19 protein-coding genes and 2 tRNA genes are annotated in these 26,630 nt (G+C 32.5%); 10 read left to right on the top strand and 11 right to left on the bottom strand.

The window, feature by feature from the left end:
* Positions 1–33 precede the first annotated feature (33 nt).
* From QVZ41_RS10565 to QVZ41_RS10555, 3 genes are read right to left on the bottom strand one after another with little or no spacing between them, the layout of a single operon-like run.
* The gene (locus tag QVZ41_RS10565) at positions 34–1,620 is read right to left on the bottom strand and encodes a sodium:solute symporter family transporter (RefSeq protein WP_302884540.1); all 1,587 of its coding nucleotides are present in this window, start codon (positions 1,618–1,620) and stop codon (positions 34–36) included.
* A 19-nt stretch (positions 1,621–1,639) separates the two neighbouring features.
* Positions 1,640–2,704 (bottom strand): Gfo/Idh/MocA family protein, encoded by a 1,065-nt coding sequence (locus tag QVZ41_RS10560; protein ID WP_302884539.1) that lies wholly within the window; start codon positions 2,702–2,704, stop codon positions 1,640–1,642.
* A 6-nt stretch (positions 2,705–2,710) separates the two neighbouring features.
* On the bottom strand, positions 2,711–5,209 hold the full coding sequence (locus QVZ41_RS10555; protein ID WP_302884538.1) for an L-rhamnose mutarotase: 2,499 nt from the start codon (positions 5,207–5,209) through the stop codon (positions 2,711–2,713).
* Between the two features lie 354 nt (positions 5,210–5,563).
* On the opposite strand from QVZ41_RS10555, the gene QVZ41_RS10550 reads away from it, so the two are divergent.
* The 4 genes from QVZ41_RS10550 (at position 5,564) to QVZ41_RS10535 (ending at position 11,054) form a co-directional block, all read left to right on the top strand.
* The gene (locus QVZ41_RS10550; protein WP_302884537.1) at positions 5,564–6,493 is read left to right on the top strand and encodes a helix-turn-helix domain-containing protein; all 930 of its coding nucleotides are present in this window, start codon (positions 5,564–5,566) and stop codon (positions 6,491–6,493) included.
* Between the two features lie 17 nt (positions 6,494–6,510).
* Positions 6,511–7,908 (top strand): alpha/beta hydrolase family protein, encoded by a 1,398-nt coding sequence (locus QVZ41_RS10545; protein WP_302884536.1) that lies wholly within the window; start codon positions 6,511–6,513, stop codon positions 7,906–7,908.
* 238 nt (positions 7,909–8,146) lie between these two features.
* On the top strand, positions 8,147–8,416 hold the full coding sequence (locus QVZ41_RS10540; RefSeq protein WP_338140799.1) for a fibronectin type III domain-containing protein: 270 nt from the start codon (positions 8,147–8,149) through the stop codon (positions 8,414–8,416).
* Positions 8,417–8,840: 424 nt separating this feature from the next.
* Positions 8,841–11,054: an alpha-L-arabinofuranosidase C-terminal domain-containing protein gene (locus QVZ41_RS10535; RefSeq protein WP_302884534.1), complete on the top strand. Its 2,214-nt coding sequence runs from the start codon at positions 8,841–8,843 to the stop codon at positions 11,052–11,054.
* A 465-nt stretch (positions 11,055–11,519) separates the two neighbouring features.
* Here the strand turns inward: QVZ41_RS10535 and QVZ41_RS10530 are convergent, their stop codons facing one another.
* Positions 11,520–12,398: an AraC family transcriptional regulator gene (locus QVZ41_RS10530; protein WP_302884532.1), complete on the bottom strand. Its 879-nt coding sequence runs from the start codon at positions 12,396–12,398 to the stop codon at positions 11,520–11,522.
* Positions 12,399–12,479: 81 nt separating this feature from the next.
* On the opposite strand from QVZ41_RS10530, the gene QVZ41_RS10525 reads away from it, so the two are divergent.
* Both QVZ41_RS10525 and QVZ41_RS10520 read left to right on the top strand, forming a co-directional pair.
* Positions 12,480–12,611 carry a transposase gene (locus tag QVZ41_RS10525; RefSeq protein ID WP_338140803.1) on the top strand — a complete coding sequence of 44 codons (132 nt, stop codon included), beginning with the start codon at positions 12,480–12,482 and terminating at the stop codon, positions 12,609–12,611.
* A 3-nt stretch (positions 12,612–12,614) separates the two neighbouring features.
* The gene (locus QVZ41_RS10520) at positions 12,615–12,869 is read left to right on the top strand and encodes a transposase (protein WP_302884726.1); all 255 of its coding nucleotides are present in this window, start codon (positions 12,615–12,617) and stop codon (positions 12,867–12,869) included.
* A 105-nt stretch (positions 12,870–12,974) separates the two neighbouring features.
* Here QVZ41_RS10520 and QVZ41_RS10515 read toward each other — a convergent pair.
* The 3 genes from QVZ41_RS10515 to QVZ41_RS10505 form a co-directional block, all read right to left on the bottom strand.
* A tRNA-Pro gene (locus QVZ41_RS10515) sits at positions 12,975–13,049 on the bottom strand.
* A 20-nt stretch (positions 13,050–13,069) separates the two neighbouring features.
* A tRNA-Ser gene (locus QVZ41_RS10510) sits at positions 13,070–13,153 on the bottom strand.
* Between the two features lie 79 nt (positions 13,154–13,232).
* Positions 13,233–15,293, bottom strand: coding sequence for an HD family phosphohydrolase (locus tag QVZ41_RS10505; protein ID WP_302884531.1), 2,061 nt, complete (start codon positions 15,291–15,293; stop codon positions 13,233–13,235).
* Positions 15,294–15,367: 74 nt separating this feature from the next.
* On the opposite strand from QVZ41_RS10505, the gene QVZ41_RS10500 reads away from it, so the two are divergent.
* Together QVZ41_RS10500 and QVZ41_RS10495 are read left to right on the top strand one after the other, a co-directional pair.
* Entirely contained in the window at positions 15,368–16,546 is a 1,179-nt protein-coding gene (locus tag QVZ41_RS10500; RefSeq protein ID WP_302884530.1) for an acetyl-CoA C-acyltransferase, read from the top strand.
* Between the two features lie 20 nt (positions 16,547–16,566).
* Positions 16,567–17,337 (top strand): C40 family peptidase, encoded by a 771-nt coding sequence (locus tag QVZ41_RS10495; RefSeq protein WP_302884529.1) that lies wholly within the window; start codon positions 16,567–16,569, stop codon positions 17,335–17,337.
* Here the strand turns inward: QVZ41_RS10495 and QVZ41_RS10490 are convergent.
* Together QVZ41_RS10490 and QVZ41_RS10485 are read right to left on the bottom strand one after the other, a co-directional pair.
* The gene (locus QVZ41_RS10490) at positions 17,330–17,983 is read right to left on the bottom strand and encodes a 3-oxoacid CoA-transferase subunit B (protein ID WP_302884528.1); all 654 of its coding nucleotides are present in this window, start codon (positions 17,981–17,983) and stop codon (positions 17,330–17,332) included. The two genes, QVZ41_RS10495 and QVZ41_RS10490, sit on opposite strands and share 8 nt — an antisense overlap.
* 1 nt (position 17,984) lies before the next feature.
* Positions 17,985–18,680: a CoA transferase subunit A gene (locus QVZ41_RS10485; RefSeq protein WP_302884527.1), complete on the bottom strand. Its 696-nt coding sequence runs from the start codon at positions 18,678–18,680 to the stop codon at positions 17,985–17,987.
* A gap of 149 nt (positions 18,681–18,829) precedes the next feature.
* Between QVZ41_RS10485 and QVZ41_RS10480 the strand changes: the two genes are divergently transcribed.
* Positions 18,830–19,942: a glycoside hydrolase family 43 protein gene (locus QVZ41_RS10480; protein WP_302884526.1), complete on the top strand. Its 1,113-nt coding sequence runs from the start codon at positions 18,830–18,832 to the stop codon at positions 19,940–19,942.
* Positions 19,943–19,999: 57 nt separating this feature from the next.
* Here QVZ41_RS10480 and QVZ41_RS10475 read toward each other — a convergent pair whose 3' ends face one another.
* Together QVZ41_RS10475 and gyrA are read right to left on the bottom strand one after the other, a co-directional pair.
* Positions 20,000–21,223 (bottom strand): tetratricopeptide repeat protein, encoded by a 1,224-nt coding sequence (locus QVZ41_RS10475; RefSeq protein ID WP_302884525.1) that lies wholly within the window; start codon positions 21,221–21,223, stop codon positions 20,000–20,002.
* An 18-nt stretch (positions 21,224–21,241) separates the two neighbouring features.
* Positions 21,242–23,755, bottom strand: a complete 2,514-nt coding sequence (gene gyrA, locus QVZ41_RS10470) for a DNA gyrase subunit A (RefSeq protein ID WP_302884524.1) — start codon at positions 23,753–23,755, stop codon at positions 21,242–21,244.
* Positions 23,756–24,046: 291 nt separating this feature from the next.
* Here gyrA and QVZ41_RS10465 point away from each other — a divergent pair, with 291 nt between their 5' ends.
* Complete coding sequence (locus QVZ41_RS10465) at positions 24,047–26,620, top strand: ATP-dependent Clp protease ATP-binding subunit (protein WP_302884523.1); 2,574 nt, start codon at positions 24,047–24,049, stop codon at positions 26,618–26,620.
* The last annotated feature ends 10 nt before the right edge of the window (positions 26,621–26,630 follow it).

Raw genomic sequence — 26,630 nt, 5'->3', positions numbered from 1 at the left:
TATATCATTTTAGTTAAGTGTAAATTTCATTCTTTAATGTCCGTTAAAAAACACATATAATAATATCATAACTATTGTAAGAGCCACCCATAAAATTTTAACCTGATTGTCTGGTTTTGCTTTAGGATCTATTTTTAATAATACATCATGATTATCTTGAGCTGTTTTATCTGTAATAGAAACCAAATAAGTCATGATTGAAAGTCCTACAAAAATGTAAAAAGACAACAATAAAAAATGTGGCCAATTGTATATTTGATTTGGAAATATCCACAAATACAAAACCCCAATTCCTAAACTAATGACAGTTCCTAAAGTTAAAACCAGATTAGCGGCACGAGTCGTGGTCTTTTTCCACAAAACTCCAAACAAAAACACGACAGACATAGGTGGAGCGATAAACCCTAAAATAGATTGAAAAATATCAAACAGATTTAATCCTTTAATACTATTAATTGCTAAGGTAATTAAGACTGCTAGTATAGAACCAAACAAAGTGACCAACCTCCCTGTTTTTACAATTTTATTTTGACTTGCTTTGGGTTCGTATTTCTTTACATAAACATCCATAGTAAAAACTGTACTTAAAGAATTTAATGCCGAACCAATCGTACTAATTAATGCAGCAATTAAAACCACAATAATCAATCCTCTTAATCCAGCAGGAAACAATTGAGTGACCATGGTCATGTAAGCCTCATCAGGATTTTTTAGCTCAGGAAATAAAACAAAACAAACAATTCCTGGTAAAATAAATAATGGAACGTCTAATATTTTTAACCATCCAATAAAATTAGCTCCTAACTGACCTTCTTTTAGATTTTTAGCTCCTAACATGGACTGTACCATAGATTGATCTGTACACCAAAACCAAACCCCCATCACAGGATATCCCAATAAAATAGCTACCCATGGATAGTTTGCATCATCTGCCGGAAGTAATAAATTCCAATAAGACCCCGGAGTGCTGTTATATATATGTTCTAATCCTCCCGCTTTGTTAACTCCCATTACAACCAATAAAAGAGAAACTCCAATAAGCAACAACATTTGAAAAACATTGGTATAAGCTATAGCTTTTAATCCACCTGCAGCAGCAAAAAAACCTGACAAAATTACCATCATAATCACAGAAAGATACATTGGTAAATCTAGCAACTGTTGTACTAAAATACCTCCTGCAAACAAGGTTAATGACAACCAAGATATTAAAATAGTAATAAGTGTATACCATGCTAAAATATTACGTGTAGAATCGCCAAAACGTTTTCCCATAAACTCTGGTAAAGTAACCACATTGGCTCCTAAGTATCTTGGAGAAAACACAACCGCTAATAACAAAATAAATATAAAAGCATACCAAGCAAAGTTACCTGCTACAATTCCTGTAGTAAAACCAACACTTGCAGAAGCAATTAACATAGAAGGCCCTACATTAGTTCCCCACATATTTAAACCAATACTTGGCCAACCTAAAGTATTTCCTGCTAAAAAATAACTGGCATCCGTTTTTTTATTTTTTACAAAAGAAATATAATATCCAAAAGCTACTAATAAAATAAGATATCCAACAATAACAAGATAATCTATGGGTTCTAAAAAACTACTGATTTGACTCATACTATATAAAACCTATTTATTAAATGTTAAATTCTGCTCTAATATCGGAAACTTTTACGGGTAAACCAGTTGATAAAGATCTATCCATTGCTTGTAACAAAGCCACTGTACCTATTCCTTCTTCCATATCAGGATAAGCGGTAAAATCTTGTTCAATACTATCGGCAAAATATTCTAAATAATTTTGATATTCTCCTGCATGATGGGTTTGTCCTTGAAACCTAAAATAGTACTTTAATTTATCATCACCCCAATGGATTATTTTCTCTTCTCCTTCTTTAGTAGTTACAGAATAACGTAGTTCATGATAATCACCTTGACTAGCCCCTTCTGTTCCTCTTAAAATACAACTTAGACCACTATCTCTTTTTGTAGGTTGCGTTGGCGAAGTATACACTCCACTTACCCTTGCAATTCTACCATCGGTTGCTTTAAAAATAAAATGCATGGTATCTTCATTTTTTAAACCAGCTTCCTCTGCATTTTTACTAACCATACCATACCCCATTACCTCTTCAATATCGGGCAGATACCATCTAATAAAATCTACAGGATGACTTAAACCTCCATACAGCCATTTAAAAGCATCTAATAAAGACCATTCTTTTTCTAAAAACCAACGATGATCTGCATGATAATGAGCCTCAATAGTAATTAAATCTCCTATAACTCCTGCTTCAAAATCTGCACGTTGACGTTTCATCGGTTCAAAAAATCGAGAACTTTGACCTATAAAAACTTTTTTTCCTGTTTGATCACTCAACTCTAATAATTCCTTTGCTTTTGATAAATCATCAATAAAAGGCTTTGTACAAACCACATGTTTACCATGTAACAAAGCTTGTTTGATATGAGATGCATGCAAATAATCTGGTGTATAAATAGCTATGATATCAATAGATTCATCTTGTAACAAATCATTGTAATCGGTAGTATAAAAAGGAAAGTCAAATTCCTGAGCTCTTTGCAAACAAAGTGCCTCATTTATATCGCAAACTTTTACCAACTCCAACCTTTCACTTTGCAAAACTGCAGACATGGTACTACGTCCTTCCCCAAGACCTAGAATAGCTATTTTTAACATTTGTCGTTAATTTAATTTATTTAAAAACACCCAGACTTCTCCGGGTTTTGTTCCTTTAATTCCTGTTTGATATTTTGCCATTATGGCATTCCAATCGTTTACACGTGGATTATTTTCTGTTGTTTTAGGATTTAATGCATCTAAATCTGCTCCTTTTGGAATACTAATAATTAACATTAATTGTCTTCCATTTTTAAACACTTGCAATTGTTGAAAGTCGGCATTACAAAATCCTTGAGCCACTTCTGGCCACTTCTCAAACTGAGTTTTATGATACTCTAGGTATTCTTGCTGAAGTTTTACATCCTCAACAAGGTTTGCAGTTAACAACACATGATCCCATTCGGCCGCTAAATTTGCATCATCACATCTTTCTGATTTGCTAAACTGATATACAGGAGTGTTATATGTTTTGATTTCAGCTTTAGGATATTCCAAAACCAACTCACTTTTTAAATGTTCTATATGATTTAATTTGGCATATAAAACCGTATGATTTTTCCATTGATACAATTGAGCATTAATCACTCCATTGGTTTTGGCAATTGATTTAATTTTTTCTGGATCAAAATTTTCACCTATTAATTCTACCGCTGCAAAATGTGGTATTTCTTGTAAAGGCCAACTTTTATCAATAACCACTTCTTTTAACAAAGAAGTATAAGGATCTCTAATTCCTGCATTGTGTTTGATATGATCACCTACAAAAGCATTATTATTTTCCCAAACATTCCCTGGACCATTGGCATTTTGCAAGAATTTTTCGGCAGGGACCCAGTTGTTTTTTACTGTAAAATATGACGAACCTTCATCTGTATATAAATAAAACCAGTGATAGGGATCGTGAGCATATGGATTCTCATAAATATCATACACCATATTTTCTGCTATCACACTTTCTGGCTGTGCTGATAGTGTGTAAACTCCAGCAGTATCATACAGATGTTTTCCGTAGTGATGGATTTTATTGGCAATCACTTTGTTACCACTCATGGTATTTATCGTTTTTGTCCAACCCCAACCCAAACCAATTCCAGAATAAGAAACATCCGAAATTTCATTGTGAGCAATCGTAATATTTTTTACAAACCCTGCACTAATTCCTAAACAACCCCAATCTTCATTAGTAACATCAGTAATTAAATTATCTGTAATAACATCCTTAAAACTAACTTCTCTTTCATCTTCAGGATGATACGGTAAATGTGTTTCAAAAGCCTCATCAGAAAAAACTCCAACATTAATAGCACTTCCTCCAACATCTTTAAACAAATTACCTCTTACAATGTTGTGATTGGTTCCTTTATGTAAATCCAATCCTGTAGAAGCTAAATGTTTAAAGGAACATGATTCTAATTGAATATGATTTGAGTAGTTGACCTCAACAGCAGCACGTGGTCTACCTAACCAAGCTTGGTTTTCAAGTCCGGCCTTATCCTCCGTACCTGGCTCCTTTAATTTATATGCATCTAACATATACATCCCGGCTTGTAAAGGCACATGCCCCTGTTTTGAAGGTCTTAACCAACTACTAAACTTAAATGTTAATCCTTTTAAATAAACATGATGCACTGGAGCATCTATGGTCCCTTTAATGGTGATTATATTTTCTAACATAGGCACCATAACTATTGCAGATGTTAAATCTTCATTCTCTCTTGGATAATAATAAATCTTTGCATTAGCTCTGTCTAAATACCATTCTCCAGGTTCATTTAATAAAGACAATGCATTATTTAAATAAAAAGCAGAATTCCCTGTTTTTTCAGAAATCCAAGGGGCTGGCCATGGATGTTCACTCTGAATGCGACTTTCTGGTTGCTCAAAATACAATTTGGCTTTATTACCATTCAACTCCATATTTTTAATACGTAGATTTGCTATTGCCCACCATTGTTGAATAAACATTTCCATACCTGGCTGAAACTTTATAGACTCATCATTATAAGGAATCCAACACGTTTCAGAAGTTTTATCCCAAGATAAAATTCTATCCATTTTATCACCTGAGGTACTCTTTGCCCTGATTGCTTTTTTACCGTTTATCCAAATTTGTCTATAATTTAAAACTTCACCTGCCTTGGTAGGAGCATCAGCTACCCAAACTACTCCTTTTTTTAATCCGTTTATTTTTTTAGCTTTTTTCCAGTTTTTTATTTGAACACCTCCACTTAAAACAGGATTAGCATTAGCTTCGGCCTCAATAATTGTTGGACTTTCTTTGGTTCCAGAATCTTCAGGACGAATAAATACAGGTTCTTCTAAATTATAAACACCATCCATTAAAATTATATGAATTCCGTTTTTTACCAACGGGTCATGTAAACGCCTCATATTTCTTGCCTTACGCAAAGCCATATTTAAACTCGCAAGTGGACTTTCTTTGGTTCCTACATTTGAATCTTTTCCTGTACTACTCACCCATATTTCTGTGGCATTACCTGCAAAACCTACAAATAATAGTAATAGAAAAATAACATATTTATACGCTCCTTGTGTCTTCATTTTTTTGTTTTAATCATTATCAACTTTACTTACTAAAAACAAGATATCATTTTTTTTATCGTTTTTTATCCGATAATTAAGCTCATCTTACAATGTTTATATCAGTCAAAGAATTAATAATTTTGTTAAAGCAATTGTTTATCATTATTTTTATTACCGAACGAATTCAAATCATTTTCATCAAAAAAGATTTTCTACTAGAACATTTGCTAAAACTCCGCTAATATTGAGATTTTAATAATAAATTAGTGTTATTTTTAATCGATGGTCAATTTTATAAATTTATTATTCTAAATTTTATAAACTTACACCTCAAAACACATTAAATACATAATTGATTTTTAAAAGTTTAACATGGAAAACACCCCAATAAAAAATTCCTCTGAAAAGAAAAACAAATCAGGAAACCAAGGAGTTTGGTGGCATAAAGAAAATATCGGCCCTATAAGAAACATGCCTTTTATTAAGCATTTTGGGAGCATGAAATTTTCTAAAGTGAATGTTGATGACAACATGAAACCACATTTAAATGATGGTATCGAAATACATTTTGTACACAGCGGAAAATACAATTGGGTGATTGATGATAATCATATTCAATTATTACCAGATAACTTATCCATTACCGCTCCATGGCAATTAAATGGAAGTCCTGAAGGAAAAATGGATATTGGTCAAATAAATTGGCTTGTAATTAAACCTGAAGAATTTAGTATAGACACTCCTTTAAATTTAGGTTCATGGACAAAGCTACCTAAATCTTTTCAAGAAAGTTTGGGGAATTTACTTGCAGATGAAACTAACTTGGTGATAGAAAAAGCCAAAACGTTTAAAAAATATTTTATAGAATTAGAAAAGGAACTTTCTAACGAAGAAGATGGTTATGAAATTATTGTTGGGAACTTAATAGAAAATTTACTTATTGAAATACACAGACAATTGGCTTTTAGAAAACAAAGAATAGATGAAGAAGATAATTTTATAGACAATCTTTCTCAAATGATTCTTGATGACATCAATAAAAAATGGATTATTGATGATTTGGCCTATAAATTTGGAATGGGAAAAACCAAATTTACCTATGAAGTAAAAAAACTAACAGGATATCCTCCTAATAGTTTTATCATCAATTTAAAAATAGAAAAAGCCATTGATTTAATTACCAATCATAAAAAAATGAATATGTCTGATATTGCTTTTGCTTGTGGATTCTCATCTTTACAACATTTTACCTCAACATTTTCACAACGAATTGGAGTGAGCCCTAGCAAATACAAGAAATAATTAAAATCAACATCTAAGTGACTCTTAAAAATAACCTCTTCACAAAAAACTCCTCAAACCATCACTTCTTAATTACTTGGATTTTTACCCTTGTCTTTCCTTTTACTTTCTGGGCTTCCTCTACAGGAACTTGGAAAAGTAAGGTTACAAAACAAAACATCACCTATAAAGTTAACGAAGCCAAAAATGCTTCTTTAGATTTTTATGGAAAACCGATGACTGTTGTTTATTTAGAAAATTTAGGCTTTGATAAAATAGGACAAAACGACAACAAAAAAGATGTAAAATGGCTTTTGTCTCAAGGATATAGAGTTATCGAATTAAACTACAACCATCACTCATGTGCAGTATCTCCCAAAATTAATATAGATATAATAGCCATAAATAAAGCCATGGCTTCTAATGATTTTTGCGGACTTAATAATTTTTCAAATATCAGATCTTATATTTTATTTGAAGGTTATAGAATTGCTCGTGATGTTCCTTATTTTAGAGACAATCCTAAAATTTATAACAGACCTAAAGAATATACTGAAGGTGATTTGTTATATATGGATATTGTATATCCTGCAAATACTAAAACAAAAGTTCCTGTAATTCTATCATTTTCTTACGCAAACAGCTATGCTACATACAATGGTGATTTAAAAAAACTTACTGATGCCAATAAACATCAACGATTAAATTTAAGCTATACTTTAGCAGGATTTAACGATTCTTTTTTAGAAGGAGCTCCTGCCAGTGGTTTTGCATGGGCTATTGCCGACCACCCAAAATATTGTTCGTGGGGAAGTGGAAAACCCGAAAACGGAAAAAACGATACTTATAAATCTTATCAAACCAATCCCGATACTGCACAAAAAGTAAAATCTGCCATTAGAACCTTAAGAGCAATGAAAGATAATTTTAACTTATCAGAAAGTATTGGAATATATGGTTTCTCAAGAGGATCTAGTGCAGGATCCATGGCTATAGGGGACAAATCTGTTTTGGTTTTTGAAAACACAGGTTACCATATAGGTGTTTCTGACAAGGTACAAGCTGCCGTTCTTGGTCCTGGAATATTTGATTATACCATTATTTATAACACTCTTGATGATGGAGATAAAAACCTAGAGCTTAGATGTCCTTGGGCTTGGGGAAATTTAGAAGAAAACTACAATTTATGGAAAACCATGGGGTCGGAATATTTAGTAGAGACTAATGTAACAGCTCCCGTATTATTTTTCCATAACACAGATGACAGCCCTGATTATTTAGTGCAATATCAACATTTAAAAACAAAATTAAATCGTTTAAACATCCCCAACAAAACGATTGTTAATTATGGAAAAGGACATACTGTTCCTCAAAAAACAAAAGACCTAAAAAAATTATATGATTTTTTTATGGAATACCTCAGTAAATCAAAATAAAACAAACATCATCTATTGGTAAACAAACCTTAATCTCTATTTAACTATTTAGGTTTATCTTGCTTGCTTTATAAAGTAAAATGAAATTTTATCCATTTAAAACTTCAAAAAAACAGCACTTAAATCTTAGAACCAACCATGAAAAAAAATCTTTTACTCTTCTTATTATCTATCACTTTTTTTAGCCTGTAAATCTACAACAAACGTTAAAAAAAGTACTTCAGAGATCAAACCCATATTGTTACGCCAGCCTTATTTACAAATGATAAGACCTACCACAACTACTATTACATGGAAAACCAATAAAGATGCTGAAAGTTGTACAGTGATTTTTAATGAAATCAATGAAACAACCAAAACTACTGTTAAAGGTAATTTAGTGAAACACGAAGGAAATAAATTTAATGAAGTAATTCTAACGAATCTTAAACCTTCAACAACTTATGATTATAGTATTTACTCAAACGGGCATCTATTAGCTGGAGGTAAAAATTATCATTTATATTAATTAAAGAGATAATCCATTATTTAGCACAAATCATCCATTTTTTAAACTTTACAAAATCTATAAATTGGTCATCATCAAACGGATATAATTTTAATTTATAGTTATGAATAATAATTTTTCACTTCTTTCGGTATTATTAGTGTTTTTTTCAATGGGAGCATTTTGTCAGGTACGTGAAATACAAACTCTTAATGGCCATGGAATTTTGCTATTGATTCTACAAACCCCACCAGATTAATAACAGGAAAATTATGAAACCATTTAAGCTAACTAGTAACTTACTTTACATTTTATCTGGAAATTATTTTTTGTTTAACATAAGCTCCCACTGGAGGTGAGTTTAATTCAAAACACTATTAAAACATAAGGCCGCAAGTACTAAATATATTCGATTTTTTATTGACTAATATAAAACCTAAAAACTATGAACATTAAAAAAATATTCAACACTTTATCCTTTCTTCTATTAATTGCTTCAGTTGAAGCGCAAAATAAGCCAGTGCAGTTGGATATAGATGCAGGAACTCAAATTGCAACTGTAACCAAATTATTTAATGGAACTAACATCGAGGACCTTAATAATCAGACCAACGGAGGTATTTTTAGCCAGTTACTTCATGGTGAAATTTTTGAGGAAAATGTTGACGGAGATTTTCTAAATCTCGAAAGAAAAGACTATTCCAAAATCTACATTTTGCTCGATGAAAAACGAATTCCTCACTTAATTACTCAGACAAGTGCTTATTCTAAAGTAAAATGGAATGACAGAAATGAGTTATATGATGTTAAATCTCAAGATGTTTATACTAACAAGAAGTTGAAAGTTCCTCTAAATATTTCAGGTCTATATTTTACTCACCGATTCATGCCTTTCGATTCTTTATCTCCCAATATTCAGAAATTAATGCTAGAGCGAATAAATGGAAATGAGCAAATTTCTAAATTTTGGAGCAAACAAGTTACTGGCGATCCACAGTTTAAATATGAATTAATTCGTGACGGAAATGCATACGTAGGTCGTCAAACTCAGAAAATCACTTTTATAGAAGGTTCTGGTTCTGTTGGTTTATATAACCAAGGCTTATATAAGACGGGTATAAAGTTCGAGAAAGATAAGCTCTATGAAGGTGTTTTACGAGTTAAATCGGACTTGCCTACAACGATATATCTTTCTATCCAGAACGAAAACGGACAAATACTAGCTGAGAAACCATTTAAACTTAAAGGAAATAGCACGTATGAAAAGGTAGAATTTAAGTTGACTCCGAATAAAGGTACCCTTAACGGTAGATTTGGCATTACATTAAAGGAAAAGGGAACTATAGAACTTGGTTTTGCATTTTTAGAACCAGGTGAATGGGGGCGTGTAAATGGTTATCATATTCGAAAAGAATTTGTAGAGGCACTTAAACGACAAGGTATAAAGGCAATTCGATACAATGGGTCTATGGTCGATCAAGGAGCAGACAAACAATTATATCATTGGAAGAAAATGCTTGGACCTATAGATGAAAGAAGAACTACCCTTCGAAATGGATTTAATATGTATGCTACTCATAGTTTTGGTATTATAGAAATGCTTCAATTTACAGAGGCTGTTGGTGCAGTTGCCATTATAGGTATGAGTATGGATGAAACGGCCGAAGATATTCGTGATTTTGTAGAATATGTCAATGGACCTATTACTTCTAAATGGGGAAAACTGCGTGCCGAACAAGGACATCCTGAACCATATAACCTCGAGTATATTCAAGTAGACAACGAACGCCCAATTTCTGAAGACTATATAAACAATATGAAAAAATTTGCAACAAGTGCATGGAAAGTTGATGCTTCAATGAACATTATGACATCTCTTAATATATATGATTATTATAAAAGAGGAAGTAAAAATTACACAATGGCTTCCGAAATGGTAAAATGGTTTATTGAAAAGGGTAAAAGCAACCATTTGGCTTGGGATGCACATAATCATGGAGGAGATATTGTCTTTTCTGATAACTTAGAATGGTTTGAAAACGAAATGGGTATTATACTTCAACAAGAGTTAGCTAAAGATTTCCCAGGATTTAAATTAACACTTACCTGTATGGAGGAGAATGGGGAGCGATGTGATTGGTATCGTGGTCTTGCTCACGCCAGCAATTGGAATACCCTTCAACGATATGGTAACTGTTTTAAAATGCTTGGTACTGCAAATACCTTTCAACCTCATGGCTTACATTATATGTGGGATCAAGGGCGTATTCACTATACAAACGATGCAATGTGGTTTCAACCTTCAGCACATATAGATGAAATGATGATGAAAACATGGAAACCTAATGTTGTTAAAACCCAGAGTAGCAACGACTCACTTGATATTACAGCAAAAATTAATGAAGATAAAACAGAAATGACTCTTTATGTGGCAAACATGAGCAATGAACCACTTCAAGCCATTTTAAATATCTCCAATTTCAAATACCAACCTAACGCAAATATCGAAGTTATTGGTGATTGCGATCTGTCGGAATACAATACTTATGAAAAACAAAACAATGTTGTTTTTAGACCAATTAAGGCGGTAATTGCTAAAAAGAATGCAACTTATACCTTTCCAAGGTATTCTTATACTGTAATTACCCTAAAAAAATAGTTTTTTTCATTGTTTAAAATAAGCTCCGCAAAATGAAGTGGAGCTTATTTTAAATTATGTTTGCCTCTAACTCCGTTATCATTGTTTCTAAAGGTTCCAAGAGGTGTATTAACCTACGGCCTAGCTCATGCTAATCCGAATAAGCCATAGAAAATTCCATTATCCGATAAATTTCTTTTTTCACTTGAAGTAAAAAAGCAGTATGTCTCTGAAAAAACTTTTATACTTAAATTCTGAAGCATGTTTTTGTGTTAGAGAACATAAAAAACATTAAGCCGCTAATTTTTAAAGAATTAACAAAACACAATTCCTTATATCTGTTTTTCAACACTTTAAATCTCACTAGAAATATCAGTTAAAATATTAAATGTGATGCTTTTGAATTCGACATAACATCTCGCTATGTTTTTTGCATCATGTCTCTGGCCGTATTTAGTTATTAGCTCTTGTACTATAACACCTCCATCAACCTTTCAATTTATTTCTGTATTCTTTGGGAGACAAGCTCATTACCTTTTTAAATATCCTTGAAAAATAGTAAGGATCATCATAACCAATACGAATGGCTATTTCTTTAATATTAAGATGCGTATGATCTAATAATCTACACGCATTCTGAATTTTTAACTGTATTAAATAATTTAAAGGAGAACGTCCGGTTTTTTGCTTAAACAACATCGAATAATGAGCAATGGATAGATTGGATTGTTCAGCTAAATCCTCAAGCGTAAGCTTTTCTTCCAGATGCTTTCTCATATAATGAATGGAACTTTCAATTAAGTCTTTCTCTTGAGATTTTCTTACTTGACGATACTGACTTAGATACCTGAATGAAGCCAGGAAATGCGATAAACAAATATTGGCATAAGTAATATTCTCTTTGCTATAACCCATTTCCAGATTTTGAATCATCTCTTCAAATAACACCAATCGTTCATCTATACGTGATATTCCTGAAGTAGTAATGCTTTGCGCTTCTTGGGTTGTTTCCAAATAGTATGCTGCATTTTCACCACTAAAATGAATCCAATAAATACTCCATGGATTCTTGCTTGAGCTTCCGTATGAGTGCGTAATATTAGGAGAAATTATGAAATATTGATTAGCATTTATAATAATTCTTGTATTTCCCATTAAAATCCATCCTTCTCCATCAACACAATACATTAAGATATACTGTTTACATCCTTCTGGTCTTTTTCTTAGATGATCTTTAGCTTTCGGATAAAAACCTATATCTGTTATATATAAGCTCCTGCTTATTGGATCTTCCTGTAATTCTTCGATAATTAATTCTGGAAGAATAACGGTCCGTTCATCCTGAAATCCATCAGATTTAATCATGATATGCTTTTTGTGCTAAAATAATAAGATAGTTCATCAAAACCAAATGTACATCTATTTTGAGATTTAATGTAATTAAGAATATTTGGGATCAAGTTCAAAACAATTATCAAAGTTTGCTTCCCTAAAGCCACACAAGTAACCGACAGATTTCATGTACAAAAACTAGCATTAGAAGCTTTACAAGATATTAGAATTAAACATAGATGTTAAGCTATTGACAGGGAAAACAACTCTATAAAACTAGCACAATGGTATAATCAAGTAGAGAAATCAGGACTTAAAGCTTTTAATACAATTACTAATAAAACACAACTAAACTACAGAACGGTCCTAAATTACTTTAATAACAGAAGTACTAATGCTTCTACTGAATCTTTCAATGCCAAAATAAAAGCCTTTAGAGCTCAATTCAGAGGAGTAAAAAATCTAGAATTCTTCCTCTTTAGATTGACCAATATTTTTGCCTAAACACAACAATTAGGCATGATCCAATATTTATTTAAAAAACGCATAAAAAAACACCGATAATCTTTTGATCATCGGTGTTTTTTTATCTCTAATATTAGATTTTTGTCGGGGTGGCAGGATTCGAACCTGCGACCTCCTCGTCCCAAACGAGGCGCGATGACCGGGCTACGCTACACCCCGAAAAAGTCATCTAAAAAATGCGGAGAGACAGGGATTCGAACCCTGGCGACAGTTACCCGTCGACAGATTAGCAATCTGCTCCATTACCACTCTGGCACCTCTCCAAAAGTATTTAACTACTTTCTTTTGCGAGTGCAAATATATATGTTTAGTTAAATGCTTGCAACCTTTTTTTAGTTTTTTTTACTCCGGATATTCAATCCTTACATGATAGATGTTTTTAAGCTTTTTCTTAATCACTTTCTTTACAGTCTCAATTTCTTTTAAGGTAATATTTGCATTTAAAAATTGACCTTCGGCCTTTTGTTTCTCTATAATCTTTTCAATTAACTCATCAATAGCAGTAGCTGTTGGTTCTGACAAGCTTTTTGAAGCAGCTTCAGAAGCATCGCACATCATTAATATTGAAGTTTCTTTAGAAAAAGGAATAGGACCAGGATATCTAAAGTCTTCAATATTTACCGTTTCTGGGTTTGCATCTAATTCTTTTTTATAAAAATAATACACCAAACTAGTTCCGTGATGAGTTCTAATAAAATCAATAATTCTGTCTGGCAACCTTTGTTTTTTAGCTAGTTCTATTCCTTCTGTTACATGGCCAATAATAATTTTAGCACTGTCTTTTGGAGGCAACTCATTGTGTGGATTTACACCTGTAGATTGATTTTCGGTAAAATAAAAAGGATTTAACATTTTACCTATATCATGGTATAATGCTCCAGTTCTTACCAACATTACATTGGCGTTAATGGCATTTGCTGCCGCTTCAGCCAAATTGGCTACTTGCATAGAATGTTGAAAAGTTCCTGGGGCTTTTTCATTCAACTCTCTTAACAAAACACTATTCGTACTAGATAATTCTAATAATGTAATATCGGAAACTAGTCCAAATAACTTTTCGTACAACCAAATTAAGAATACCGATAAAAATGACAATACTCCATTCAACGCAAACAATCCAAAATAACGTCCTTTTATTTGGCTTATTCCACCTTCATGAATAATGTAAAATGCTAAATAGGTAACCATATACACCAAGGTGATTTTAAACACCGAAATAAATAAATTTCCTCTTTTATGAATGTCAGAAACCGTTAAAATGGTAATAAAACCAGCAATGGTTTGTAAATAAATATATTCAAAACTATTAGGCACTACAAACCCTAGCATTAATACCATCAATAAATATGAAAACATGGCAACACGTGCATCAAAAAAAGCTTTCATTATTATGGGTAAAATGCATATGGGAACTGCATATAAATAATCTGGTAACTGCTTAATAATAAATGTTTCTAGAAACACCATTAACAAAACATTCAGAAAAATAAAAGTGACTTGCGTGTTGTTTTCAAAAATTTCTTTCCTGTCTAAATACAAGAACAACATTAACATTCCCATGGCTAGAGATACCAAAATAATGTATCCTACCAAAATCCATGCATAATTCTTTTTGGTCCAAATTTGAGATTTATATTCTTGCTTTAAAGAATTTAAAACCTCTAATTTTCTTCCCTCTACAATATCACCTCTAGCAATAATTAATTCTTTGGCTGATATTTTCCCTTTGGTGTAAGAGATGTTGTTCAACACTTCTTGTAAATCCTTCTCCGTATACTCTTTATCAAAAAACACATTGGGAACCAAAACTTCGGTAAGAATGTTTGTGATGATGCTCCTGTAAGCATAATCCATTTGATCATTCAAAGTTGAATTAATCAGTGGTAACAATTCTCTAGGAGTAATTAACCTCCCATAATCCATTTTACTAACTTCTTGCTGCTTTCTTAAAAAAATAGATTTATCAGCTGGATATTCATCTTTAACACTGGTATCTACAAAACCCAAATCATAAATAAAAGCAATTAAATCGTTTGCTGTTTTTTTATAAATGGAAGTATTAAATTCTTTTTTTAATCCCTTACTAATAATTGCATCATCATAATTGACCGAAAATTTATTTTTTATCTCACTTTCAACCCCTTCTTTATATTCATAATAAACATTTGAATTTTTAACCAATTCATTTTTTTCCTTGTTGATTTCTGCTTCAGTTTTCTGAATAGCAAAATCAAAAGGAGCTAATAAATTTTCGTATTGCCAAGGTTTTCCTTTTTGAAACTCGTACTTAAACTTCCCTCCTTTTGGAAAAAAATAAACAATAGAAAACACTACCAATACAAATAAAAAAACTTTGTAAATAATAGATTGATTCTGATAGATGCGATTAATGATATTCTTCATTAGTTGTTTTGATGTTTATCAAAAATAAACAATTAATTTTTGTAAATTCAAAGTACGCTTAACCTGTTTTCATCATGTCTAAAAAAATCGTCATTGTTTCCGCCAAAAGAACTCCTATAGGATCCTTTTTAGGAAGTTTATCTACCATTACAGCTCCCAAACTGGCTTCTGCAGCTATAAAAGGAGTTTTAAATGAAATTAACATTCCCTACAATTTAATAGAAGAAGTTTATTTAGGAAACGTTTTACAGGCAGGATTAGGACAGGCACCTGCCAAACAAGCCGCAAAATATGCAGGTTTAAAAGATGAAACCCCTTGCACAACCATCAATAAAGTTTGTGCATCAGGTATGAAGGCTATTACTATGGGAGCGCAAGCCATTAAAGCTGGAGATAGAAACATTGTGCTTGTAGGAGGAATGGAAAACATGTCTTTGGTTCCACACTATCAATATTTAAGAACAGGCAGTAAATTAGGAAATCAAAATTTACAGGATGGACTTTTACAAGATGGTCTAACCAATGTTTATGATCAAAATCACATGGGGATTTGTGGTGATAACTGTGCCAAAACACATCATATTTCTAGAGAAGAACAAGATACTTTTGCCATTCAATCTTATCAAAAATCAATCAATGCCAACAAAGAAGGGAAATTTAAAAAGGAAATTTCTCCCGTAGTCTATCACGATAAAAGAGGAAATGAAATCATCATTAGTGAAGATGAAGAATTTAAAAATTTTAGACCTGAAAAATTCCCATTATTAAAACCAGTATTTTCCAAAGATGGAACTGTAACAGCTGCCAATGCTTCTACTTTAAATGATGGAGCTGCTGCCTTATTAATTATGTCTGAAGAAAAAGCAAAAATTTTAAACTTAACTCCTCTAGCAGAAATTATTGCTTATGAAGATGCTGCTACTCAACCAGAACTCTTTACCACTGCTCCTGCCAAAGCCATTCCAGCAGTACTTAAAAAAGCCAACTTACAAATTACTGATATTGATTATTTTGAACTAAACGAGGCATTTTCTGTCGTTGGAATTGCCAATGCAAATCTATTAAAAATACCGATGCATAAAATTAATAAAAATGGTGGAGCAGTATCACTTGGCCACCCGCTGGGTTGCTCAGGTGCAAGAATTGTTGTTTCTTTGATAAATGTTTTAAAACAACAGCAGGCAGGTTATGGACTTGCAGCTATTTGTAACGGTGGCGGGGGTGCAACTGCCATAATTATTAAAAATATTTAGATAGCCTACTCATATATTCAATGGATTACGGTATTTGTAACCTTAGTGTTGTTCCTTTAAGATTAGAGCCTTCAGATAGTTCTGAAATGGTATCTCAAGTCTTATTAGGCGAACATTTTAAAGTCTTAGAAATTAGAAACAAATGGAGTAAAATCCGTTTGGCTTACGATAGTTATGAGGGATGGGTGGACAACAAACAATTCTTATTGATTTCTCTTGAGGATTATGAAAAAATAGAAAAGGCTGCTGTATCTTTATCTAGTGATATCATTAATTTTGGAGAAAATGAACAACAATTATTAACCAATATTGTCATCGGTTCTCATTTACCTTTTTACAAAGATGGTCAATTTCTTATTGGAGAAGAAAAATTTGCCTTTGAAGGGGATGTCATCTCTAACAAACAAAAAAAAGAAAACATTGTTACTACCGCTCTGCAATTTTTAAATACTCCTTATTTATGGGGTGGTAAAACCCCTTTTGGAATTGATTGTTCTGGATTAACTCAATTGGTATATAAATTAAACGGATATCCATTAAAAAGAGACGCCAAAGACCAAGCCTCTCAAGGTGAAGTTTTAAGTTTTATTGAAGAAAGTGAACCTGGTGATTTGGCTTTTTTTGATAATGATGAAGGTAATATTATTCATGTTGGAATTATGATGGCCGACAACTACATTATTCATGCACACGGAAAAGTAAGAATTGACCGCTTAGATCATTTGGGAATTTACAATGTAGATACCAAAAGACACACTCATAAACTTAGAGTGATTAAGAAAATTATATAAACATTGTTTTACAATTTGGAGATACTATTAACTCTCCTTCGGTTACACTTTTAATATATTCTACTCCAACATCAGGAGCCGTTTCTTTTAACAAAAACTTTCCGTTTTCTATGGTTAGTAAAGCTAAGTTTGTTACAATTGTTTTTACACAAGATACCCCTGTTAAAGGCAAACTACATTGTTTTAACAATTTAGATTCCCCCTCTCTATTGGTATGCATCATGGCTACAATAATGTTTTCTGCACTGGCTACTAAATCCATAGCACCTCCCATCCCTTTGACCATTTTACCTGGAATTTTCCAATTGGCAATATCTCCGTTTTGAGAAACTTCCATGGCTCCTAAAACCGTTAAATCGATGTGTTGCCCTCTAATCATTCCAAAACTAAGTTCTGAATCAAAAAAAGAAGCTCCTGGCAAAGTAGTAATGGTTTGTTTTCCTGCATTAATGATATCGGCATCTACTTGTTCTTTGGTTGGAAAAGATCCCATTCCTAAAACCCCATTTTCACTTTGAAATTCTACATTAATATTTTCTGGAACGTAATTAGCCACCAAGGTTGGAATTCCGATCCCTAAATTCACATAAAATCCATCTTGCAGTTCTTTAGAAATACGCTGTGCTATTTGTTCTTTACTTAACATCCTATTCCTTTAACGTTAATTTTTCAATCCTTTTCTCATATTTTTCTCCTTGAAAAATACGTTGAACAAAAACCCCAGGAACATGAATTTCATTAGGATTTAATTCTCCAACTGGAACCAATTCTTCTACCTCTACTACATTTATTTTGGCAGCTCCACACATAGCTTGATTAAAATTCCTTGCCGTTCCTTTAAAAATAATATTCCCAGCCTCATCACCTTTCCATGCTTTGATCAAAGCAAAATCAGCTTGTACGGCATATTCCAACAAATATTTTTTTCCATTAAAAACTCTAACTTCTTTTCCCTTAGCTACTTCAGTTCCCACTCCAGCAGGTGTAAAAAAAGCAGGAATTCCCACTTTTGCAGATCGACAACGTTCTGCCAAAGTTCCTTGTGGGATCAACTCAACTTCAATTTCATTGTTTAGCATTTGTCTTTCAAACTCATGATTTTCTCCCACATAAGAAGAAATCATCTTTTTGATTTGATGCTTTTGTAACAATAAACCCAAGCCAAAATCATCTACTCCTGCATTATTGGAGACACAGGTCAGTTTTTTAACATCCAACCTAACCAGTTCTGCAATGCTATTTTCAGGAATTCCACAAAGACCAAAACCTCCTACCAAAAGAGTCATATCATCTTTTATTCCCTTTAAAGCTTCTTGAACCGAATGTACTTTTTTGGATATCATTTTTTAAAAATTGAGTTTACTTAAATATACTAAATATTGCTTTAAAATTCATAAAATTATCTATTAACCCCGCTAATTCTATGAATTTCACATCCCTTTTATATTATAATAATTCAGAGATTTGAAATCATTATTAAAAAACAGCCTACATGAAAAAGACATCACTATATTTACTACTACTATTAACCGTAGAATTAATTGCACAAAACAATTCTTTTTCACCAGGAGAAATTTGGAAAGATACAGATGGTATCCACATAAATGCTCATGGAGGGGGAATTCTTTTTGACAGGGGTATTTACTATTGGTATGGAGAACATAAAGGGACATCAAACAATGCTCAAGTTGGAATAACAGTTTATAGCTCTAATGATTTATATAATTGGAAAAATGAAGGAGTCGCTTTAGCTGTTTCCAAAAATCCTAATTCAGAAATTGTTACAGGAAGTGTAATGGAAAGACCAAAGGTTATTTACAATGCAAAAACAAAAGAATATGTTATGTGGTTCCATTTAGAATTAAAAGGACAAGGATATGCAGCAGCAAGGACTGCTGTTGCCACTAGCAGTTCTCCACTAGGTCCTTTTGTTTATTTAAAATCTTACAGACCAAACAAAGAAACATGGCCTTTAAACTATAATGAAAAATGGAAAAAAGCTCCAAAAGATGGCGAACCACAAAAATGGTGGTCAGAAAAATGGTATAAAGCTGTAAAAGAAGGATTATTTGTTAGAAGAGATTTTGTGGAAGGACAAATGTCTAGAGATATGACTATTTATGTAGACGATAATGGTAAAGCTTATCACATTCATTCCTCTGAAGAAAATCAAACCTTACATATTTCTGAACTTACTGATGATTATTTAGGTTTTACAGGTAAGTGGGCTAGAATTGATCCAGGCGGACAAAATGAGGCCCCTGCTATTTTTAAAAAAGACGGAACGTATTATATGATTACTTCTGGATTAACAGGATGGGATCCAAATGCTGCTAGATCTTTTAAAGCTAATTCAATTTTAGGTCCTTGGACACCCTTAGGAAATCCTGCAAAAGGTAAAGATTCAAATCTTACCTTTTATTCTCAAAGCACATTTATATTACCAATTCAGGGTAAAAAAGATGCTTTTATTTTTATGGCAGACAGATGGACTCCTAAAACTCCAATAGATGGTAGATACATTTGGTTACCCATAAAATTTAAGGAAGGAAAACCTGTTATTGAGTGGGAAAAAAGATGGAAAATCAATCAATTTTTTAAATAAAAAAAGACCTCAGTAAATTAATACTGAGGTCTTTTTTGTTCAATTGATAAACTTATATTACAAGTTTTTTGCTTTTTCTGGCTGATTAATGGCTTTATAAAGCGCTTTTAAATTAGACCTTACTTCTTCGTCTTTTTTCAATTCATACGCCTTTTCAAATAGCGGAATTGCATCAAGATACATATTATTAAGTTTCTCTTTTATTTCAGAATATTTTTTAGTTCCTCTATTCTTATTTAACTCTTTAACAATATCTTGTTCTTGACTTATAATAACAACTCCTTTGTTAATATAAGCATTTCTATACTTTGGATCTAACTCTATAACTTTATCATAAGCTGCTACTGCCTTTTCAGTATTTCCTAAATTTTGAGAAATCACTCCTAAATTATACCAAAAATTTTTATTATTTGGATCTAACTCTAAAGTTTCTTCAATAGCTTTTACATATGCTTCTTTATCACCTGTTTTATAAATAACATTGGCATAATTTTCAAAGAATTTTACATTCTTAGGAAATTCTTTTTTAGCTTCTTTTAACTTCACAAGTTCTTTTTCAATATTCCCCTGCTGATCATAAATTACTATTAAATTATTGTAATATTCTTCACGAAGAGCTTTATTAACTTCAGTTTCACCAGGTGTAATATGAGTAGCTTCTTTAATTGCTTTATCTCTATCTTCTTTTTTAAAGAATTCATTGTTTCTTAAGGTATGCTTATTGATTGCACTATAAGTTTTATCCCCTAAAATTTTCAACATTTTTTCTGTAATCTTAGCAACCGCAGGATAATTTTTTTCATTAATACGACAATTCAGCACGTTTTCTAACAAGTCTTTACGTTCAGGTCTTATATTGTACAAAGTCTCGTAAACATCTCCAGCATTTTTATAATCTTCTTTCTTAAGATACTCTGCTAATTTTTTAAAGTAGCTATCACTTATAATATTAAGATAACTGATAGCCTTTTCAGAATAATCTTTTTCTCCAGTTTTATACTCAACATCTAAAGTTTTATAAAAATTAATACCTGCTGTTTTGTAATCTTTGTCAACAGTAGCATCTTCCTCATCCCCGAATGCTATTTTTCCTAATAAGAAATAATAATAAGACTCATATTCTGTGTCTTTTGCTAGAGATTCTAATCCCTTAATACTTTCTGCTGCCTCAGTAAAATTAGAACGCTTTATTAATTTCTCTACACTCTTCAACTCCTTTTTCTGTGCTAATACAGAAAAAGAAACACTAACACCTAATATTAATGTGATTACTTTTTTCATCTCTGATTTATTTATGTTTTACTCTTGATTTGTTTCTGTTGAATTTTCAATACTGTCTTCTATAGCTCCTTCTTGGTTTTCTTCAACTTCTTCATCATCTTTCATTACCTTAGCTACCGCAGCAATTGAGTCATTCTCATTTATGTTAATCAATCTAACTCCCTGAGTAGCTCTACCCATGGTTCTCAATTGCTCAACTTCCATACGGATGGTAATTCCTGATTTGTTAATAATCATCAAATCATCTTCATCTGTAACGTTTTTGATTGACACCAATTCTCCTGTTTTATCAGAAATATTTAAGGTCTTAACTCCTTTACCACCTCTGTTTGTAATACGATAATCTTCTAATTTAGAACGTTTACCATATCCCTTTTCAGAAACAACTAGGATTTCACTTTCCATATCATCTACAGCAATCATACCAATTACTTCATCTTTATCATGTGCAAGAGTTATTCCCCTAACTCCAGATGCAGTTCTACCCATTGGTCTGGTTTTTTCTTCTTCAAAACGAATGGTTTTACCAGACTTAACCGCCAACATTACTTGACTAGATCCATTGGTTAGTTTAGCTTCTAATAATTCGTCACCTTCTTTAATAGTAATTGCTTGTACACCATTCGTTCTAGGTCTAGAATATTGCTCTAACAATGTCTTTTTAACTTGACCTTGTTTGGTTGCCATAATAACATAATGATTGTTGATGTATTCTTCATCTTTTAAATCTTCAGTTACTAAGAACGCTTTTACTTTATCATCACTTTCTATGTTGATTAAGTTTTGTAAAGCTCTACCTTTTGATACTTTTGTTCCTTCTGGAATTTCGTACACACGCATCCAAAACACTTTTCCTTTTTGTGTAAAGAACATCATGTATTGATGGTTGGTTCCCACAAATAAATGCTCTAAGAAATCTTCATTTCTTGTTGCCACCCCTTTTTGTCCTTTACCACCTCTGTTTTGAGTTTTATATTCTGACAACGGGGTACGTTTAACATATCCAGCATGAGAAATAGTTACCACTACTTTAGAATCAGGAATCATGTCCTCAATTCTCATATCTCCACCAGCATATTCAATCACAGAACGTCTTTCATCACCATATTTTTCTCTAATGGCAATTAATTCGTTCTTAATAATTTCCATTCTACGCTCTTCACTTCCTAAAATATCTTTTAAGTCTGCAATCAGAATCATGATTTCCTCATATTCTGAACGCAGTTTGTCTTGCTCTAGTCCTGTTAACTGACGCAAACGCATTTCAACAATCGCTTTTGCCTGAATTTCAGTCAATTCAAAACGAGCCATTAATTTTTCGCGTGCCTCATCACCATTTTTAGAACCTCTAATAATTGCAATTACTTCATCAATATTGTCTGATGCGATAATTAATCCTTCTAAAATATGTGCTCTTGCTTCTGCTTTCTTTAAATCAAACTCTGTTCTACGAGTTACTATCTCATGTCTGTGCTCAACAAAATGATGTATTAAATCTTTTAAGTTTAACATTTCTGGTCTTCCATTCACCAAAGCAATGTTATTAACACTAAAAGAAGTTTGTAAAGAAGTATACTTAAATAATTTATTTAAAATAATATTTGGAATAGCATCTTTCTTTAAAACATACACGACTCTCATCCCCTTACGGTCAGACTCATCACGAATATTAGCAATCCCTTCTAGTTTTTTCTCATTGACTAACTCCGCAGTTTTCTTAATCATTTCTGCTTTGTTTACCAAATATGGAATTTCAGTAACTACAATACAATCTCTACCTTTTACTTCTTCAAAAGTAGCCTTTGCACGAATCACTATTTTTCCTCTTCCTGTATGGAAAGCATCTTTTACCCCTTCATAACCATAAATGGTTCCTCCTGTAGGAAAATCTGGTGCCTTGATGTGTTCCATCAAACCATCAATATCAATATCTCTATTGTCAATATAAGCTTCAATACCATTAATTACCTCTGTTAGGTTGTGAGGAGCCATGTTTGTAGCCATCCCTACTGCAATACCAGAAGCTCCGTTTACCAATAAGTTTGGAATACGGGTAGGCAAAACCGTCGGTTCATTTAAAGTATCATCAAAGTTCAATCGATAATCAATAGTTTCTTTCTCAATATCAGATAACATTTCTTCTGATATCTTCTGCATACGAACCTCCGTATAACGCATTGCCGCCGGACTATCTCCATCTACAGAACCAAAGTTTCCTTGTCCATCGACCATCATGTAACGTACGCTCCAACTTTGTGCCATACGCACCATAGAGTCATACACTGAGGTATCACCATGTGGATGATACTTTCCTAATACTTCCCCAACAACTCTTGCAGATTTTTTATACGCTCCAGTTGACTTAATTCCCAACTCATGCATTCCAAATAGAACACGTCTATGTACCGGCTTTAACCCATCTCTTACATCTGGTAGTGCACGTGACACAATTACAGACATTGAATAATCAATATAAGCAGATTTCATCTGCTCTTCAATATTAATAGGAATCAGCTTTTCTCCTTCAATCATGTATATTATTCTTAAGTTATATTTTAATTATCAACATAGCAATTTAAACCTTTTTATCCATTTCACAAGGCTCTTAAAGCGCTAATTTAGCCACAAGTTATTAACAAACAAAACCTATCAATTATTGTCTTCGTATATGTTTTATCAACATATAAAAAACATAATCAACTGATTTACAGAAAAATAAAAACAAGACAGTTTGTCTTCTTTTAACAATGGCAGGTAATTTGTAATTTATGTAAAAAAAATCTACTAAATTTACGTAGAACCTAATCTTAAAAACGATAGAATATGGATGATAATTTCTCACAAGAAGTAAAAGATGTGATTGGTTTCAGTAAGGAAGAGGCTATCAGACTAGGTCATGACTTTATTGGTACTGAACATTTGGTGCTGGGTATTATTCGAAATCAAACTAGCAAGGCAAATGATATGCTAATCGCATTAGATGTAAACCTTGAGTATTTAAAACACAAGGTAGAAGCTTTACATCCTATTTCTAGCTTACCTATACCTGCTGGCGAAAGAAAAAACCTGCATTTAACCAAACAAGCTGAAAAAGCTTTAAAATCTACTTTCTTGGAAGCTAGATTGTATAATAGTACTACCGTTGATACAGCTTTACTATTGCTTTGTATTTTACGAAATGAAAATGACCCAATTACTAAAATACTAGATAAGTTGCACATTACTTATAATGATGTAAAATCTTTATACAAACAATTGTCTCAAGGAGGAGAAGACGAACAAGAGCTTGATGATGCTATTGAAGATACCTTTAGTAGCCCAACCAATGAAAGTTCTCAAGATTTTTCTGGAGGAAATACGGGTTCTTTTGAAAGAAGTCAACCACAAACACCTAATCCAAACAAAAAATCTAAAACACCTGTATTGGATAATTTTGGTCGTGACTTGACTTTCTTAGCGGAAACAGATAAGTTAGATCCGGTTGTTGGTCGTAATGAAGAAATTGAACGTGTTTCTCAAATTTTGAGCAGACGTAAAAAGAACAACCCTATGTTAATTGGTGAGCCTGGAGTGGGTAAATCTGCTATTGCAGAAGGTTTGGCTTTAAGAATTGTGCAACGTAAAGTTTCTAGAATTTTATTCAACAAACGTGTTGTTTCTCTTGATTTGGCTAGCCTTGTTGCTGGCACTAAATACAGAGGACAGTTTGAAGAAAGAATGAAAGCTTTGATGAATGAATTGGAAAAAAATGATGACATCATTTTATTTATTGATGAAATTCACACCATTGTTGGTGCTGGAGGAGCAACCGGTTCTTTAGATGCTTCTAACATGTTAAAACCTGCTTTGGCTAGAGGTGAAATTCAATGTATTGGTGCTACTACCTTAGATGAATATCGTCAAAACATAGAAAAAGATGGTGCTTTAGAAAGACGTTTCCAAAAAGTAATTGTAGAACCAACTACTGAAGAAGAAACCATTCAAATTTTACACAACATCAAAGGTAAATACGAAGATCATCACAATGTGACTTTTACAGATGAAGCAATTGTTGCTTGTGTAAAATTAACAAATCGTTACATGACTGATCGTTTTTTACCGGACAAAGCGATTGATGCATTAGACGAGGCTGGATCTAGAATCCACATTACAAACATTGTAGTCCCTAAGCAAATTATTAAACTTGAAGCGGAATTAGAAAGTATTAAAGACAAAAAAACAAAAGCAGTTAATGGTCAAAAATATGAAGAAGCAGCCAAGTTAAGAGATGATGAAAAAAATATGGAAGCTGCGTTGGCCTCTGCTCAACAACAATGGGAAGAAGCTGCTAGAAAAAATAGAGAAATAGTAACCGAAGAAAACGTTGCAGAAGTAGTTTCTATGATGACTGGTATTCCTGTAAATAGAGTTGCGGAAGCTGAAAGCTCTAAACTAAGAGAATTACCAAGTACCATTAAAGGAAAAGTTATTGGACAAGATGAAGCCGTTGCCAAAGTAATTAAAGCCATTCAACGTAACCGTGTTGGTTTAAAAGACCCTAACAAACCTATTGGATCCTTTATATTTTTAGGTCAAACAGGAGTTGGAAAAACACAGTTAGCAAAAGTATTGGCTACAGAAATGTTTGACTCTGAAGATGCGTTAATTCGTATTGATATGAGTGAATACATGGAAAAATTTGCTATTTCTAGATTGGTTGGAGCACCTCCAGGATACGTAGGTTATGAAGAGGGTGGACAATTAACTGAAAAAGTGAGAAGAAAACCCTACTCAATTGTGTTGTTAGACGAAATTGAAAAAGCACATCCAGATGTATTCAATATGCTTTTACAAATTTTAGATGATGGATATGTAACCGATAGTTTGGGTCGTAAAATTGATTTCAGGAACACTATTATTATTATGACTTCTAACATTGGAGCACGTCAAGTAAAAGATTTTGGAGTAGGAGTTGGTTTCGGAACTGCCTCTAAGGCTGCACAAACCAATGACCATATTAAAAGTGTGATTGAAGGTGCTTTAAAGAAATCTTTTGCTCCTGAATTCTTAAACAGAATTGATGATGTTATTTTATTCAACGCTTTAGAAAGAGAAGATATCCATAGAATTATAGATATTGAATTGTCTAAATTAACCAAACGTATTAGTGGTTTAGGATATACTTTAATTTTAAGCGACGAAGCAAAAGATTACATAGCAGAGAAAGGATTTGATAAAAAGTATGGTGCTAGACCTTTAAAAAGAGCCATTCAAAAATACATTGAAGATGCCTTGGCAGAGGAAATAGTAAATGCTAACTTAAATGATGGAGACATTATTAAAATGGAATTGGATAAAGAAAAACAAGAATTAACCATTTCTATTGAACATCAAGAAAATTCTGAAATAAAAGAATAAACAAAAAAGG

The organism is Wenyingzhuangia gilva (genome assembly GCF_030519655.1).
Taxonomy (GTDB): domain Bacteria; phylum Bacteroidota; class Bacteroidia; order Flavobacteriales; family Flavobacteriaceae; genus Wenyingzhuangia; species Wenyingzhuangia gilva.
Note: the sequence above shows the minus strand (reverse complement) of the source record. Positions and strands in the feature narration are given on the sequence as shown.

Coding starts and splice junctions, on each gene's coding strand:
- QVZ41_RS10485 (WP_302884527.1), bottom strand. CDS start 18,680: ATGATATCCAAAAAAGTACATTCGGTTCAAGAAGCTTTAAAGGGAATA.
- QVZ41_RS10495 (WP_302884529.1), top strand. CDS start 16,567: ATGGATTACGGTATTTGTAACCTTAGTGTTGTTCCTTTAAGATTAGAG.
- gyrA (WP_302884524.1), bottom strand. CDS start 23,755: ATGATTGAAGGAGAAAAGCTGATTCCTATTAATATTGAAGAGCAGATG.
- QVZ41_RS10530 (WP_302884532.1), bottom strand. CDS start 12,398: ATGATTAAATCTGATGGATTTCAGGATGAACGGACCGTTATTCTTCCA.
- QVZ41_RS10490 (WP_302884528.1), bottom strand. CDS start 17,983: ATGTTAAGTAAAGAACAAATAGCACAGCGTATTTCTAAAGAACTGCAA.
- QVZ41_RS10500 (WP_302884530.1), top strand. CDS start 15,368: ATGTCTAAAAAAATCGTCATTGTTTCCGCCAAAAGAACTCCTATAGGA.
- QVZ41_RS10565 (WP_302884540.1), bottom strand. CDS start 1,620: ATGAGTCAAATCAGTAGTTTTTTAGAACCCATAGATTATCTTGTTATT.
- QVZ41_RS10550 (WP_302884537.1), top strand. CDS start 5,564: ATGGAAAACACCCCAATAAAAAATTCCTCTGAAAAGAAAAACAAATCA.
- QVZ41_RS10505 (WP_302884531.1), bottom strand. CDS start 15,293: ATGAAGAATATCATTAATCGCATCTATCAGAATCAATCTATTATTTAC.
- QVZ41_RS10480 (WP_302884526.1), top strand. CDS start 18,830: ATGAAAAAGACATCACTATATTTACTACTACTATTAACCGTAGAATTA.
- QVZ41_RS10475 (WP_302884525.1), bottom strand. CDS start 21,223: ATGAAAAAAGTAATCACATTAATATTAGGTGTTAGTGTTTCTTTTTCT.
- QVZ41_RS10555 (WP_302884538.1), bottom strand. CDS start 5,209: ATGAAGACACAAGGAGCGTATAAATATGTTATTTTTCTATTACTATTA.
- QVZ41_RS10535 (WP_302884534.1), top strand. CDS start 8,841: ATGAACATTAAAAAAATATTCAACACTTTATCCTTTCTTCTATTAATT.
- QVZ41_RS10560 (WP_302884539.1), bottom strand. CDS start 2,704: ATGTTAAAAATAGCTATTCTAGGTCTTGGGGAAGGACGTAGTACCATG.
- QVZ41_RS10465 (WP_302884523.1), top strand. CDS start 24,047: ATGGATGATAATTTCTCACAAGAAGTAAAAGATGTGATTGGTTTCAGT.